Origin of the sequence: Luteimonas sp. J29 (assembly GCF_000472505.1) — a bacterium.
Lineage (GTDB): Bacteria > Pseudomonadota > Gammaproteobacteria > Xanthomonadales > Xanthomonadaceae > Luteimonas.
Map to the genome: position 1 here is coordinate 60,743 of NZ_AWZR01000013.1, position 13,356 is coordinate 74,098.

Below are 13,356 nucleotides of genomic sequence, written 5' to 3' on the forward strand. Positions count from 1 at the left end.
CGAAAGGGGGGGGCGGCCGATTGTAGCGGGCGGCGGGCTGGCGGCCGCCCGCGTCAGCGGCGCGCCTGCGCGGTGTATTCGTCGCGGTCGATGCGGCCGTTGCCGTCGGCGTCCAGGCGGTCCAACGTGCCGGCCTCGGCCTCGTCCGGGTCCAGCACGCCGTCGGCGTTGGCGTCGAGGGCGTCGAAGCGGCGACTGGCCTGCAGTAGCGCGGGATCGGCGACGCGGGTGCGCAGGGAGACGTCGGGCGCCACCTGCCGGACCGTGATGCCCTCGGCGCGCTGCCGGCCCGCGACCGGCGGGTCCGGAGGCGCGGCCATGGCCGGCGCGCCGGCGACGGCGATTCCCGCAAGCAGGCACAGGGTGGCGGCGGGGCCGGGGATCCGGGTATGCATCGCACGGTACCTCACGCTGGGTCGAGGCCATGCTCGCCGCGCCGCGATGAAACGCCCGTCAAGCGGCGCGGGCGCGAAGCGGTCCGTTCAGCGCCCGGTCCGGGGGCGCGCGTGGACCGTGATCTCCTCGCGGTCGTGGTAGAGCTGGCGCGCGCGCACGAACAGAGGCAGGCCGGCTTCCTCCTCGAACATCGCCAGGCTGCGCTGCGTCTCCAGCCAGCGCTTCTTCATCGGCAGCTTGAGGTTGAAGATCGTGTACCGGCACCAGCCTTCGCGCAGCCACTGGCCCATGCGCCGCGCCACGCGCGAGGGCTGCTCGACCATGTCGCACACCATCCAGTCCAGGGGGCGCGGCGGCTGCCAGCGGAAACCGTCGGCGTGCAGGTGCTCGACCAGGCCGGAGTCGAGCACGTGCGGGCGCAGCGGGCCGTTGTCGATCGCGGTCACGTGCAGGCCGTGGCGCACCAGCACCCAGGTCCAGCCGCCCGGCGCGGCGCCGAGGTCGGCGGCGCGCATCCCGGGCCGCAGGTGCTCGCGGCGCTGGTCCTCGTCGAGCAGGGTCAGCAGTGCCTCCTCCAGCTTCAGGGCCGAACGCGACGGTGCATCGGGGTGCAGGCGCAGGCGCGGCACGCCCATCGGCCATGGCGCCGAACGCGCCGGATCGGATTCGGCCAGCAGCACGTGGTCGCCGGCCGCGAAGCACACGTGCAGCCGCATCGCCCCGGGCTGGTCCTGCGCGGAGAGCAGGCCGCGCCGGCGCAGCGCGGGGCGCAGCGCGTTGCCGAAACTGCGGGCGAGCGCCGACAGCGGCTTGCCCGCGTCCGAATCCGGGTGTTCGACCAGAAGCGCGCCGTATCCGCCGTCGGGACGCGACGCGGCAACCGCCTCCACGATCGGCGTGACCCGGTCGCGCGGGTCCAGGCCGCGCAGTTCGTCCAGCAGGCGCAGCGACTGCCGCGCGAACACCAGTCGCGTCCACGGCAGCGCATCGTCCAGGCTCGCGTCGCCGATGAACAGCACGTAGCCGTCGCCACGGTTGGCGCGCGCATGTCCGTAGAGGCCGGCCGCGGCGGCGCGGTCGGTGAGTTCCGCCGCCAGGTCCGGCTCGAAGCCGGCGCGGCACCAGCACAGCAGGCCGTCCACGACCGCGCCTCAGTAGTGACGCGCGCCGGAACTGCCGTAGGCGGCCAGTACCTCGCACGCGGCCTCGCGCGCGATGTCGCGCACCACTTCGATGCCGCGGCGCTCGAGCTCCCCCGGCCAGTCGGCGGGCAGCGGGCCTTCGTCGAACTCGGTGAGTGCTTCGACGTCGGCCGATCGCGCGCCGATCAGCAGCCGGTCGATGCCGGCCCAGACGGTCGCGCCGTAGCACTGGCAGCAGGGCTGGGCCGAGGTCGCCAGCACGTAGCGGCCCACGGGAAGGCCGTCGAGGTCGCGGTTGAGCCGGGCGCGTCCCAGGTGCTGCTGGGCCAGCATCAGCGCCATGGTTTCGGCGTGCGCGACCGAGCAGTGCTGCGGCAGCACCCGGTTGACGCCGATCGCGACCAGCCGGTCGTCGGCATCGAACACCGCGGCACCGAACGGGCCGCCGCTCTGCGCCTCGATGTTGCGCCGGGACAGATCGATCGCCAGGCGCACCTTGGCCTCGTCGCCGGGCCAGGTGCGCGCCGGGTCCACGACCCCGTGCGCCCATTCGGGCAGGTCGAGCTGGACGGTGGCGGGCAGCATCAGCGTTCCCTCCCGATCGGACCCGGCACGGACTCGCAGCGGCCCTGCACGCAGTCGCAGGCCTGGATCTCGCGCCAGCCGCACACCGAGGCCATCCCCCTGCGCGCGCATTCGGCGCGCACCGCGTCCGGGTCGGGCGTGGCGCCGCGGTTGACGCACGCCGGCTGGTAGCCGCAGCAGTTGCCCACGTTCTTGACCTCGCAGTCGGCGGCGACGCGGCAGCTGCGGTCGAGCTGCGGCAGGGCATCCGGCGCCGGCGGCCTTGCCGACGTTGCCGGTCCCGCCGGCGCGCAGGCGACGGTGGCGAGGGCCAGGCACAGCGCGACGAGGGCGGCGCGCAGCGGCATCGCTCAGGCCTTCGCCGCCCAGGTGTCGCGCAGCGACACGCTGCGGTTGAACACGGGCCGGTCGGCGCGGTGGTCGCGGCGGTCGGCGACGAAGTAGCCCAGCCGCTCGAACTGGAACGACTGCTCCGGCGCCGCGGCGGCCGCGGCCGGCTCGACGTAGCCGCGCACGGTGCGGCGCGACTCGGGATTGATGTGGTCGCGGTAGGTCCTGCCGCCGCTCTCGTCGTCCGGATCGGCGACCGAGAACAGCCGGTCGTAGAGCCGGATCTCCGCCTCCACCGCGTGCCGGGCGCTGACCCAGTGGATCGTGCCCTTGACCTTGCGGTTGGCGCCTTCCATGCCGGGGCGCGATTCGGGGTCGAGCCAAGCGCGAAGTTCGACGATGTTGCCGTCGGCGTCCTTGACCACCTCGTCCACGCGGGCGATGCCGGCGCCGCGCAGGCGCACTTCGCCGCCGGGCACGAGCCGCTTCCAGCCCTTGGGCGGGACTTCGGCGAAGTCCTCGCGTTCGATCCACACCTCGCGCGAGAACGGCACCCGGCGGCTGCCGAACGACTCGTCCTTGGGATGGTTGGCGAACGTCAGCGACTCCTCGTGGTCTTCGGGCAGGTTGGCCAGCACCAGCCTGAGCGGCTCGACCACCGCCATGCGCCGCGGGGCGGCGGCGTCGAGGTCCTCGCGCAGCGCCCCCTCGAGCACCGAGAAGTCGATCACCGAGTTCTGCTTGCTGATCCCGACCCGGTCCACGAACAGGCGCAGCGCCGACGGCGTGTAGCCGCGCCGGCGCAGGCCCTGCAGGGTGTACATGCGCGGGTCGTCCCAGCCGTCCACCAGGCCCTCTGCGACGAGCTGGGTGAGCTTGCGCTTGCTCATCACCGTGTAGTTGATGTTGAGCCGCGAGAACTCGATCTGGCGCGGCTTGGCGGCCACGTTCGGCAGGCCCCTGGCAACCAGCGGCGCCAGCAGCTCGGGATTGCCGGCCAGGTCGACGCGGTCCACGCACCAGTCGTACAGCGGACGGTGGTCCTCGAACTCCAGCGTGCACAGCGAGTGGGTGATGCCCTCGATGGCGTCGCCCAGGGCATGGGCGAAGTCGTACATCGGGTAGATGCACCAGCCCTCGCCCGCGATCGGGTGCGGCATGTGCTTGATCCGGTACAGGGCCGGATCGCGCAGGTTGATGTTGCCGCTGGCCATGTCGATCTTCGCCCGCAGGGTCCGCGACCCGTCGGGGAACTCGCCGGCGCGCATGCGCCGGAACAGGTCCAGGTTCTCTTCCACCGACCTGTCGCGGAAGGGCGAATTGCGACCAGGTTCGGTCAGGGTGCCGCGGTACTGGCGCACCTGCTCGGGGGTGAGGTCGCAGACGAAGGCATCGCCCTGGCGGATCAGCTTCTCGGCGGCGAGGTAATAGACCTCGAAGTAGTCCGAGGCGTGGCGCAGCTCGGCCCAGTCGAAGCCCAGCCAGCGCACGTCCTCCTGGATGGCCTGGACGAAGACCGGATCTTCCCTGGCCGGGTTGGTGTCGTCGAAGCGCAGGTTGCAGCGCCCGCCGAACTCCTCGGCGATGCCGAAGTCCAGGCAGATGGCCTTGGCGTGGCCGATGTGCAGGTAGCCGTTGGGCTCCGGCGGGAAGCGGGTCCGGATCGCGGTGTGCCTGCCGCTGGCCAGGTCCTCGCGGACGATCTGGCGGATGAAGTCGTTGCGGCCGGCGTCGCCGGGGGCGGCCGTCGCAGGGGGGTCGGAGACCGGGTCGGGCTGGTTCATGGCACGGGCGTGGGGAACAGGGCGACAGTGTAGCCGAGCCCCCGGTTCGGGCCGGGTGGCGTTCGGGTGGGTGAATGGTGTCTGATAATGTGACAGCCGGCCGCAATTGTCGGCACGAGGCTTGCTAACCACTCCCCCAGGACGATTGGGAATGTCCCAAACCGCCCCGTTGCCGGGCAGCCGGCGCCCGCGAACCGCCGGCCGCGCATCGTGGGTGGCCAAGGGCGGCATCGAATCCGGAGGAACGACCCTGAGCAGCCAGCGCAACGCCCCGGGCGGACGCCACGAGGGACTGATCGCCATTTGCCTGCTGCTGCTGGGGCTGGTCGCCGTGGCCATGGCCGGCGTGGTGCCGGAGGGCGGCCGGGTCCCCGTCAGGGTGGGGCCGCTGACCGACGTGCAGCGGCCGGACGGCCTTCCCCCGGGCAGCATCCATTCCGCCTCGGTGCTGAGGTTCGAGCTGCCGCCGGCGAACCCGGAGGCGCGCTGGGTGTTGCGCCTGGAGCGCGAGGCGGTCGACGCGGTCTGGCTGGAGGCAGGGGACTGGCACAGCCCGGTGCAGGGCTTCTTCCAGCCCGGCCACGAGGCGGGGGTCCTGCCCGGCAGCTACGTGTTCGACCTGCCGGCGTCGTGGTCGGGTCCCGTCGAGCTGGAACTGCACAGCACCGGCGACGCGCCGCGCGCGTTGCATCCGCAGGTGATGGACGCGGGCCATGCCATGCACCTGGAGCACTACGCGGTCGCCGCCAGCGCGACGATCTACGCCAGCCTGTTCACGATCGGTCTGCTGTCGCTGGCGCTGTACTCGGCCGCGCGCGACCGCCTGTTCCTGGCCCTGTTCGGTTTCACCGTGGTGGCGATGGCGGCCCTTTCGGCGATCAACGGCCATCTCTACCAGGTGCCGGGCCTGCGGCTGTTCGCGTTCTGGCGCGGCCAGGGCGTGGTCGCGCTGGTGATGCTGCTGTGCGCGGCCTGGCTGCAGATGCTGCTGCAGTACGCCGGCATGGACGACCAGCGCCCGCGCTGGAAGGGGCTGGTGGACGGGGTGTCGCTGGCGCTGGTCGGGCTGGTGGCGCTGTGCCTGGTGAACGTGCCGCAGCTGGCGCGGGTCCTCGCCCAGGTGCAGACGGTGCCGTTCGGCCTGGCGCTGGTCCTGGGCCTGGTCCTGCTGGTCGATGCCGCGCGCAGGCGCACGCTGATGGCGCTGCCGCTGGCCGCGCTGGCGGTGCTGGCGCTGGCGGGGGTGATCCTGCTCGAGCTGTCCACGCGCGGGCATCGCCTGGACGGCGTGCTGGTGCGCTATGGCTACCAGCTGGCGATCGTGGCCGGGGTGGCGATCCTGGCCGTGGGCCTGGTGGGCCGCATCGCGGAGTACCGCCGCCAGCGCGACCGCGAGCTGCTGGCGCGCGCCGACACCGAGCGCCGGATGCAGCGCGAGGCCGCGCGTTCGGAGCTGGTGTCGGAACTCCAGCTGCGGCTGCGCTCGCTGTCGCCCGAGGACATCCCCTGGTCGGCGTTCCGGTTGCTGCTCGACCGGTTGCGTCCGCTGCTGGCGGTCGAGCGGCTGGTGGTCGTGGCCCAGGGGCTGCACGGCCAGGACGTGCTGCTGGTGGACCCGGTCGGCGACACCGACGCGGTGCGCGCCCAGATCGGCCGCAGGCAGCTGGCGCTGCGCCGGCAGGCGGCCAACGGCATCACCCTGCAGCAGCCGGTGACCGAGGCGGGCCATCCTTCGGTGGTGGCGATCGAAGCCGTGGTGCCGTTGCCGATCCGGGCGCCGGCATGGGGCGCGGTGCTGCTCCAGCGCCGCGGCGCCGACGGCTTCGCCACCGAGGAGCTGTCGCTGGCCGGCGACTTCGCGCGCCAGGCGCTGCTGCACCTGGACCAGGCGATGGCGGCGGTGCAACTGCGGCGCTCGGCCGAGCTCGACGCGCTGACCGGCAGCTTCAACCGCCGGACCATCGACCACTGGCTGACCCGCACCTTCGCCGAGGCCGCGCGCAGCGGCCAGCCGGTGTCGGTGCTTTTCATCGACCTGGACCACTTCAAGTCGATCAACGACCGGTTCGGACATGCCTGCGGCGATGCCTGCCTGCGCGAGGTGGCGCGCGCGCTGCGCGCCGGGTTGCAGGAGGGCGACCTGTTCGGCCGATACGGCGGCGAGGAGTTCATCGTGATCCTGCCCGGTCGCGGCGGCGCGGCGGCGCGCGCGGTGGCCGAGCACCTGCGGATGGAGGTCGAGGCGCTGCGTCCCGAATGCGGCGGCCGCCCGCTCAGGCTCACGGTCAGCGTCGGCGTGGCGACGCGGCTCGAGCACGAGGAAGGCCCGGAAGCCACGCTCGGCCGCGCCGACCGCGCGCTGTACGCCGCCAAGGCCAATGGCCGCAATTGCGTGCAGGTGGCGCCCGCAGTGTTCCGCTGAGCGCGCCGCGCGCGCGGTTTGAAGTCGCGCGGCCCGGCCCCAGAATGGACGCCCGTCCACGCGGAGCATGGCCATGATCGGAATCGGTGCCTGGAAGCAGCGGCTGCCACGGCCGGGCGAGGCCCTGCCCGGGCGCGCGGAGGAGATGCCGCTCGACAATCGCCACCATGTGCTCGGTACCCCGCTGCGCGACCGCTTCGAGGGCTACGCGCGGATCCAGTTCGGCATGGGCTGCTTCTGGGGCGTGGAGCGCAGGTTCTGGGGCATGCCCGGCGTGTTCTCGACCGCCGCGGGCTACGCCGGCGGCGAAACGCCCAACCCCACCTACCAGGAGGTGTGCAGCGGCCAGACCGGGCACGCCGAAGTGGTGCTGGTGGTGTACGACCCGCGGCTGCTCGCGTTCGAGACCCTGCTGGCGACGTTCTGGGAGAATCACGATCCGACCCAGGGCATGCGCCAGGGCAGCGACATCGGCACCCAGTACCGTTCGGCGATCTACTGCTACGACGCCGACCAGCACGCGCTCGCGCTGGCCAGCCGCGACGCCTACCAGGCGCGGTTGGCCGCGGCCGGATACGGCACCATCACCACCGAGATCCGCGCCGCCGCGCCGCCCTTCTACTACGCCGAGGACTACCACCAGCAGTACCTGGCCAAGAACCCGAACGGCTACTGCGGGATCGGCGGCACCGGGGTGTCCTGTCCGATCGGCCTCGGCGCGTAGCGCGGATCATGGGGCTGGAATGCGCGGCCCGCGCGGAGATGTCGCGACTGCCGGGCAAGTGCGTCGTCCTGCGCATGCACCGCCACCGGGTCGCCACCGCAGGCAGGCGTGGCGTCCGCCCGCGCGGAGCCAGCGCAGCGCGGGTTAGTGCGTGCCGGTCACCTCGATCGCGCAGACGTACACCAGCTCGCAGGCGCCGTTGCCGGAGTCCTCGCGGCTGAGCGAACTGCGCCAGCGCCACCCGTCGGGCGTCTCGATCCTGACCAGCCAGCCGCGGATCAGGAGCCGGTCGTCCTCGCGCACGCGGCGCAGTGCGCGCGCGACCGTGGCGTCGGCCGGCACCATGTGCATGTTCGCGCTGCTGCGGACGATCTCCGCGCGCGGGATCGGCGGATCGCCCGACCAACGGTAGTGGTACCAGCGTCCGGACTGGGTGATGCGCAGTCGCGAGAGCACCGCGTCATCGCCCATCCGGCCCCAGCCCAGGGCGAGGTCGGTGGGGGAGAAGCGCGCCTCGCGACCGGTCGCGTAGTCCTCGCGCGCGAGCACGCGCGCATGGATCCGGAAGCCGGCCAGCGGCCGGACCTGGCCATCCCCGAACCGGAAGGGCGCGATCCGGTCGTCGACGTCCGTCTGCAGCGGGCCGTCCGCCGGGTCGCGTCCGGGCGGCAGGGCGCAGGCGTTGCTGCCGGGCGCGGGGTCCGGGACGCCCGGGACGCGCGGCGAGCAGGGCGAGTACCACCAGCCGGTCGCGCCGGCCAGGAGCGCGGCCAGCGCCAGCCTGCGCCCCATCCAGGATCAGTCCTGCGCGGCCCTGCTCACCCGGGTCACGCGCAGGCGCAGCGCGCGGCCCTCGGGCGTGGTCCAGTCGATGGTCTGGCCCACTGACAGGCCGAGCAGGGCGCTGCCCACCGGCGCGAACACCGACACCTTGCCGGCGCCCGCGTCGGCCTCGCCCGGGAACACCAGGGTGAGCTCGTGGCGTTCGCCGCTGTTCTCGTCGACGCATTCCACGCGCGAGTTCATGCCGACCACGTCGGCCGGCATGTCGGCGTCGTCGACGATCGCCGCGCGGGTCAGCTCGTCGAGCAGGGCCGAGGCGGTCCTGTCGTTCTGCCAGCGGGGCTGGTCGATCAGCGCTTCCAGGCGCGCTGCGTCACGGCGGGAAACGACGATCGGCGGCGGCACTCCGCCGCTGGTGGGTGAAGTCATGTGCGTGGCTCCGTTCGGGATGGCCGGTGGTCCGGCTCACCGATAAAGAAAAACGGACGGCGCGTCCGGCGCGTCGCCCGCTCTGGTAGGACTACCGTAGCGCCCCCCGCGTGGGCCTTCAAGAGGCCCGGCCGGCCCCGGTCACAGCATGTCGGGCGGGGAGGCGCGCCGGACCCCGTCGGCGGGACCGGACGGGGCCGTGAGCAGTTCCCGGGGGAGGGCCCGGAACGCGTCGGCCAGGCGCGACAGGAAGCCAGACATGGCCGAGCTGCGGCGCCAGAACAGCGCGATCTGCCGGCTCGGCTGGGAGTCGCTGAACCGCAGCAGGCGGATGCCCGGCGGATGCGCGACCGGCGGCTGCACCGCGAGCGCCGGCAGCAGGGTGATGCCGACGTTTGCGGCCACCATCTGGCGCAGGGTCTCGAGGCTGGTGGCGCGGAACTCGCTGCGTTCGTGGGCGCCGGCCAGCTGGCACACGTCCAGGGTCTGGCGGCGCAGGCAGTGGCCGTCCTCGAGCAGCAGCAGGTTCTCGCTGGCCAGGTCGCCCACCCCCAGCGACTCGCGCCCCGCCAGGGGGTGCCGCTCGGGGACCGCCAGCACGAAGGGTTCCTCGAACAGGAACTCGTGCTGTAGCTGGTCGTCGTGCACGGGCAGGGCGAGGATCGCGGCGTCCAGCCGGCCGTCGCGCAGGCGCGCGAGCAGCTCGTCGCTCTTCTCCTCGACCAGCAGCAGCTGCAGGTCGGGGAAGCGGTCGCGGATGCCGGGCACCACGTGCGGCAGCAGGTATGGGCCGAGGGTGGGGAAGATCCCCAGGCGCACCGTGCCGGCCTCGGGCCGCTGGCTGCGCCGCGCGGCCTCCTTCATCTGCTCGACCTCGGCCACCACGCGGCGCGCGCGCTCGACGATCTCGACCCCGATCGGGGTCAGCATCACCTTGCGCGGCGCGCGTTCGACCAGGGCCACGCCCAGCTCCTCCTCCAGCTTGCGCAGCTGGGTGGAGAGCGTGGGCTGGCTGACGAAGCTGGCCGCCGCCGCGCGCCCGAAATGCCGGTGTTCGGCGACTGCGATCAGGTAGCGCAGGTCGCGCAGGTTCATCGGCTCAGACCGCGCAGGCCTCGACCTGCGGCGCGGGGGCCGAGGTCCGGACCAGGTGGTCGAAGGCCGCCAGCGCCGCCTTCGAGCCTTCGCCCATGGCGATCACGATCTGCTTGTACGGCACCGTGGTGCAGTCGCCGGCCGCGAACACGCCCGGGACGCTGGTCTGGCCCCGGTCGTCGACCACGATCTCGCCGCGTGGGCTCAGTTCCACCGTGCCCCTGAGCCATTCGGTATTGGGCAGCAGGCCGATCTGCACGAACACACCCTCCAGCTCCACGCGGTGGCTGTCGCCGCCCACCCGGTCCTTGTACACCAGGCCGGTGACCTTCTGCCCGTCACCGAGCACCTCGGTGGTCTGGGCGCTGGTGATGATCGCCACGTTCGGCAGGCTGCGCAGCTTGCGCTGCAGCACCTCGTCGGCGCGCAGCCTGGCGTCGAACTCGATCAGGGTGACGTGCGCGACCAGGCCGGCCAGGTCGATCGCGGCCTCGACGCCGGAGTTGCCGCCGCCGATCACCGCCACGCGCTTGCCCTTGAACAGCGGCCCGTCGCAGTGCGGGCAGTAGGCCACGCCCTTGTTGCGGTACTCGTTCTCGCCGGGCACGTTCATCTGCCGCCAGCGCGCGCCGGTGGACAGGATCACGGTCTTCGAGCGCAGCGCGGCGCCGTTCTCGAGCTCCACGGTCGCCAGGCCGTCGTCGCCCGCCGGCACCAGGCGGGTCGCGCGCTGCAGGTTCATCACGTCGACCTCGTACTCGCGCACGTGCTGCTCGAGCTGCGCGGCGAGCTTCGGGCCTTCGGTATGCGGCACCGAGATGAAGTTCTCGATCGCCATGGTGTCGAGCACCTGGCCGCCGAAGCGCTCGGCGGCGATGCCGGTGCGGATGCCCTTGCGCGCGGCGTAGATCGCGGCCGCGGCGCCGGCCGGGCCGCCGCCGACCACGAGCACGTCGAACGGCTCCTTGTTCGCGATCTTCTCCGCCTCGCGCTTCGCGGCGCCGGTGTCGAGCCGGGCGAGGATCTGCTCCAGGCCCATCCGGCCCTGGTCGAACAGATCGCCGTTGAGGAAGATCGAGGGCACCGACATCACCTGGCGGGCCTCGACCTCGTCCTGGAACAGGGCGCCGTCGATGGCCACGTGCGAGACGTTGGGATTGAGCACCGCCAGCAGGTTCAGCGCCTGGACCACGTCTGGGCAGTTCTGGCAGCTGAGCGAGTAGTAGGTCTCGAAACGGTAATCGCCCTCGAGCGCACGGGCCTGCTCGAGCAGCTCCGGCGCGGCCTTGGACGGATGCCCGCCGACCTGCAGCAGCGCCAGCACCAGCGAGGTGAACTCGTGGCCCATCGGCAGTCCGGCGAAGCGCAGCGAGATGTCCTGGCCGGGCGTCGACAGGGCGAAGGACGGCTTGCGCTCGGCGTCGTCGCGGCGCACCTCGACCGTGATCCGGTCGGACTGGTTGCGGATGTCCTCGAGCAGTTCGAGCATCTCGCGCGACTTGTCGCCGTCGTCCACCGAGGCGGTGATCACGACCGGGCGCTGGAGGCGTTCGAGGTAGCCCTTGAGCTGGGCCTTGAGATCGTTGTCGAGCACGGGAATTCCTGCGGGGGGAGGCTATGCGGAAGCGGAACGGAACCGACGCCGGCTGGCTTGCGGATGGCGGGAGGGGAGGGAGTCCACCCGCTGGCTGTGCCGGCATCGGCTCCGTTCCGCTCCCGCGCCGCCGTGGGGCGGCACGGGGCGGGATGGTGCGATCGGTCGCGGGGAGCGATCAGATCTTGCCGACCAGGTCGAGCGACGGCTTGAGGGTCTTCTCGCCTTCCTTCCACTTCGCCGGGCACACCTCGTTCGGATGCGCGGCGACGTACTGGGCGGCCTTGAGCTTGCGCAGGGTCTCGCTGATGTCGCGGGCGATGGCGTTGTCGTGGATCTCGACGGTCTTGATCACGCCTTCCGGGTTGATGATGAAGGTGCCGCGCAGGGCCAGGCCTTCCTCGTCGATGTGCACGCCGAAGGCGCGGGTCAGCTGGTGGGTCGGGTCGCCGACCAGCGGGAACTGGGCCTTGCCCACCGCGGCCGAGGTCTCGTGCCACACCTTGTGCGAGAAGTGGGTGTCGGTGGTGACGATGTAGACCTCCGCGCCCAGCTTCTGGAACTCGGCGTAGTTGTCCGCGGCGTCCTCGACCTCGGTCGGGCAGTTGAAGGTGAAGGCGGCGGGCATGAAGATCAGGACCGACCACTTGCCCTTGAGGCTGGCGTCGGTGACCTCGACGAACTCGCCGTTGTGGAAGGCGGTGGCCTTGAAGGGCTGGACCTGGGTGTTGATCAGGGACATGCAGGTTCCTCTGGGTTGGTGGTTGCAGACGGTCTCGATCCACGGCTGTGCGGATCGATGGGGAAATGATAGGGACCAACTATCGATTGGTAAAATCGAATTAAATTATACAATCGATAGATAGCTTCAATCAAGCAAGCCCGAAATCGACCGGTTTTCGCGCCCGGAACCGCTTGCAATGCATTTTGCGCTGCAGCATATTCATCCCATGCACTGCTGTCCGGGGCGCAGTGGCCCAAGGGCCGGAACCCCGGGGTGGTGCAGGGTCGGACCCGCGCCCAGGCGCCCCGGCCGCGTTCCGTATCCGTCTCTCCTCCCTCCCACACGCGGTACGGAATCTTCAAGGCGGCCCTCGTGGCCGCCTCGTTTTTTCCGGCGGCCGGAGGCGATCCGGCGGGCCGCCGGATCGTGCCCCGCCGGCCGGGACCGGCGCTCGCCTACCATGCCGCGGTTATGTCCGACCTTCCCACCGTCCGCGCCCTCCTGGACCAGGCCGGCGCCGGGCTCGATCCCGCCGACGCCCAGCTGCTGCTGGCCCACGCCCTGGGCCGCGACCGCGCCTGGCTCTACGCGCACGGTGCCGATCCGGTCGATGCCGCCGCCCGCGCACGCTTCGAACAGCTGCTCGCGCGCAGGCGCGCGGGGGAGCCGGTCGCCTACCTGCGCGGCCGCCAGGGGTTCTGGACCCTGGACCTCGCGGTCACGCGCGACACCCTGATCCCGCGCCCGGAAACGGAACGGCTGGTGGAGCTGGCGCTGGAGCGGCTGCCGCCCGGGTCGTCGCCCGTGCTGGCCGACCTGGGCACCGGCAGCGGCGCGATCGCCCTGGCCCTGGCGGTCGAGCGGCCGCGGGCGCGGGTGGACGCGGTCGACGCCAGCGCAGCCGCGCTCGAAGTCGCGCGGGCCAACGCGACCGCGGCCGGTATCGGCAATGTTTCGTTCCACCTCGGATCCTGGTTCGGGTCCCTGGCCGGGCGCCGTTACGACCTGGTCGCCAGCAACCCGCCCTACATCGCCGAGGGCGACCCGCACCTGGCCCAGGGCGACCTGCCGCACGAACCGCCGCTGGCGCTGGCCTCCGGACCGGACGGACTCGACGCGATCCGCTGCATCGTGCGCGACGCGCCAAAGCATCTGCGCCCCGGCGGCTGGCTGTTGCTCGAACACGGCCACGACCAGGGTCCGGCCGTGCGCGCGCTGCTGCGCGAGGCCGGGTTCGACGAGGTCGGGACCGGGCGCGACCTCGAAGGGCGCGACCGCGTCGGAATCGGGCGGCGGCCCGGCTGAGGCGGGGCGCACTCGCTAGACTGTGCGCAACTCAGGCCACAGG

The 13,356-nt window shown here is 72.2% G+C and carries 13 protein-coding genes; 3 read left to right on the forward strand and 10 right to left on the reverse strand.

The window, feature by feature from the left end:
• Positions 1–53 precede the first annotated feature (53 nt).
• From LUTJ29_RS17530 to LUTJ29_RS0113620, 5 genes are all read right to left on the reverse strand, one after another.
• A complete protein-coding gene (locus LUTJ29_RS17530) occupies positions 54–395 on the reverse strand; it encodes a hypothetical protein (protein WP_051323023.1) in 342 nt (113 codons plus the stop codon).
• A gap of 87 nt (positions 396–482) precedes the next feature.
• Positions 483–1,538: a 23S rRNA (cytidine(2498)-2'-O)-methyltransferase RlmM gene (gene rlmM, locus LUTJ29_RS0113605; protein WP_027073000.1), complete on the reverse strand. Its 1,056-nt coding sequence runs from the start codon at positions 1,536–1,538 to the stop codon at positions 483–485.
• Positions 1,539–1,547: 9 nt separating this feature from the next.
• Positions 1,548–2,123 carry a nucleoside deaminase gene (locus LUTJ29_RS0113610; protein ID WP_027073001.1) on the reverse strand — a complete coding sequence of 192 codons (576 nt, stop codon included), beginning with the start codon at positions 2,121–2,123 and terminating at the stop codon, positions 1,548–1,550.
• On the reverse strand, positions 2,123–2,470 hold the full coding sequence (locus LUTJ29_RS0113615; protein WP_043741494.1) for a hypothetical protein: 348 nt from the start codon (positions 2,468–2,470) through the stop codon (positions 2,123–2,125). The genes LUTJ29_RS0113610 and LUTJ29_RS0113615 overlap by 1 nt, the downstream gene beginning before the upstream one ends.
• Before the next feature lie 3 nt (positions 2,471–2,473).
• Complete coding sequence (locus tag LUTJ29_RS0113620; protein WP_027073003.1) at positions 2,474–4,237, reverse strand: glutamine--tRNA ligase/YqeY domain fusion protein; 1,764 nt, start codon at positions 4,235–4,237, stop codon at positions 2,474–2,476.
• A gap of 151 nt (positions 4,238–4,388) precedes the next feature.
• On the opposite strand from LUTJ29_RS0113620, the gene LUTJ29_RS18195 reads away from it, so the two are divergent.
• Both LUTJ29_RS18195 and msrA read left to right on the forward strand, forming a co-directional pair.
• Positions 4,389–6,659, forward strand: a complete 2,271-nt coding sequence (locus LUTJ29_RS18195) for a GGDEF domain-containing protein (RefSeq protein ID WP_084524884.1) — start codon at positions 4,389–4,391, stop codon at positions 6,657–6,659.
• A 73-nt stretch (positions 6,660–6,732) separates the two neighbouring features.
• Positions 6,733–7,383, forward strand: coding sequence for a peptide-methionine (S)-S-oxide reductase MsrA (msrA, locus tag LUTJ29_RS0113630; protein WP_027073004.1), 651 nt, complete (start codon positions 6,733–6,735; stop codon positions 7,381–7,383).
• A 144-nt stretch (positions 7,384–7,527) separates the two neighbouring features.
• On the opposite strand, the gene LUTJ29_RS18200 is transcribed toward msrA, so the two are convergent.
• The 5 genes from LUTJ29_RS18200 to ahpC all read right to left on the reverse strand — a co-directional run bounded on the left by LUTJ29_RS18200 (position 7,528) and on the right by ahpC (position 12,026).
• The gene (locus LUTJ29_RS18200; RefSeq protein ID WP_051323025.1) at positions 7,528–8,175 is read right to left on the reverse strand and encodes a hypothetical protein; all 648 of its coding nucleotides are present in this window, start codon (positions 8,173–8,175) and stop codon (positions 7,528–7,530) included.
• A gap of 6 nt (positions 8,176–8,181) precedes the next feature.
• Entirely contained in the window at positions 8,182–8,595 is a 414-nt protein-coding gene (gene rnk, locus LUTJ29_RS0113640; protein WP_043741497.1) for a nucleoside diphosphate kinase regulator, read from the reverse strand.
• Positions 8,596–8,736: 141 nt separating this feature from the next.
• Positions 8,737–9,690, reverse strand: a complete 954-nt coding sequence (locus LUTJ29_RS0113645) for a LysR substrate-binding domain-containing protein (protein WP_027073006.1) — start codon at positions 9,688–9,690, stop codon at positions 8,737–8,739.
• Positions 9,691–9,694: 4 nt separating this feature from the next.
• Positions 9,695–11,284, reverse strand: a complete 1,590-nt coding sequence (gene ahpF / locus LUTJ29_RS0113650) for an alkyl hydroperoxide reductase subunit F (RefSeq protein WP_027073007.1) — start codon at positions 11,282–11,284, stop codon at positions 9,695–9,697.
• Between the two features lie 178 nt (positions 11,285–11,462).
• Positions 11,463–12,026 carry an alkyl hydroperoxide reductase subunit C gene (ahpC, locus tag LUTJ29_RS0113655; protein ID WP_027073008.1) on the reverse strand — a complete coding sequence of 188 codons (564 nt, stop codon included), beginning with the start codon at positions 12,024–12,026 and terminating at the stop codon, positions 11,463–11,465.
• Between the two features lie 453 nt (positions 12,027–12,479).
• On the opposite strand from ahpC, the gene prmC reads away from it, so the two are divergent.
• A complete protein-coding gene (prmC, locus tag LUTJ29_RS0113660; RefSeq protein WP_027073009.1) occupies positions 12,480–13,313 on the forward strand; it encodes a peptide chain release factor N(5)-glutamine methyltransferase in 834 nt (277 codons plus the stop codon).
• The last annotated feature ends 43 nt before the right edge of the window (positions 13,314–13,356 follow it).

What these genes read in the sequence shown, in the direction of transcription:
- LUTJ29_RS17530 (WP_051323023.1), bottom strand. Translation starts at nt 395, where the DNA reads ATGCATACCCGGATCCCCGGCCCCGCCGCCACCCTGTGCCTGCTTGCG.
- LUTJ29_RS0113610 (WP_027073001.1), bottom strand. Translation starts at nt 2,123, where the DNA reads ATGCTGCCCGCCACCGTCCAGCTCGACCTGCCCGAATGGGCGCACGGG.
- LUTJ29_RS0113615 (WP_043741494.1), bottom strand. Translation starts at nt 2,470, where the DNA reads ATGCCGCTGCGCGCCGCCCTCGTCGCGCTGTGCCTGGCCCTCGCCACC.
- LUTJ29_RS0113620 (WP_027073003.1), bottom strand. Translation starts at nt 4,237, where the DNA reads ATGAACCAGCCCGACCCGGTCTCCGACCCCCCTGCGACGGCCGCCCCC.
- LUTJ29_RS18195 (WP_084524884.1), top strand. Translation starts at nt 4,389, where the DNA reads ATGTCCCAAACCGCCCCGTTGCCGGGCAGCCGGCGCCCGCGAACCGCC.
- msrA (WP_027073004.1), top strand. Translation starts at nt 6,733, where the DNA reads ATGATCGGAATCGGTGCCTGGAAGCAGCGGCTGCCACGGCCGGGCGAG.
- LUTJ29_RS18200 (WP_051323025.1), bottom strand. Translation starts at nt 8,175, where the DNA reads ATGGGGCGCAGGCTGGCGCTGGCCGCGCTCCTGGCCGGCGCGACCGGC.
- rnk (WP_043741497.1), bottom strand. Translation starts at nt 8,595, where the DNA reads ATGACTTCACCCACCAGCGGCGGAGTGCCGCCGCCGATCGTCGTTTCC.
- LUTJ29_RS0113645 (WP_027073006.1), bottom strand. Translation starts at nt 9,690, where the DNA reads ATGAACCTGCGCGACCTGCGCTACCTGATCGCAGTCGCCGAACACCGG.
- ahpC (WP_027073008.1), bottom strand. Translation starts at nt 12,026, where the DNA reads ATGTCCCTGATCAACACCCAGGTCCAGCCCTTCAAGGCCACCGCCTTC.
- prmC (WP_027073009.1), top strand. Translation starts at nt 12,480, where the DNA reads ATGTCCGACCTTCCCACCGTCCGCGCCCTCCTGGACCAGGCCGGCGCC.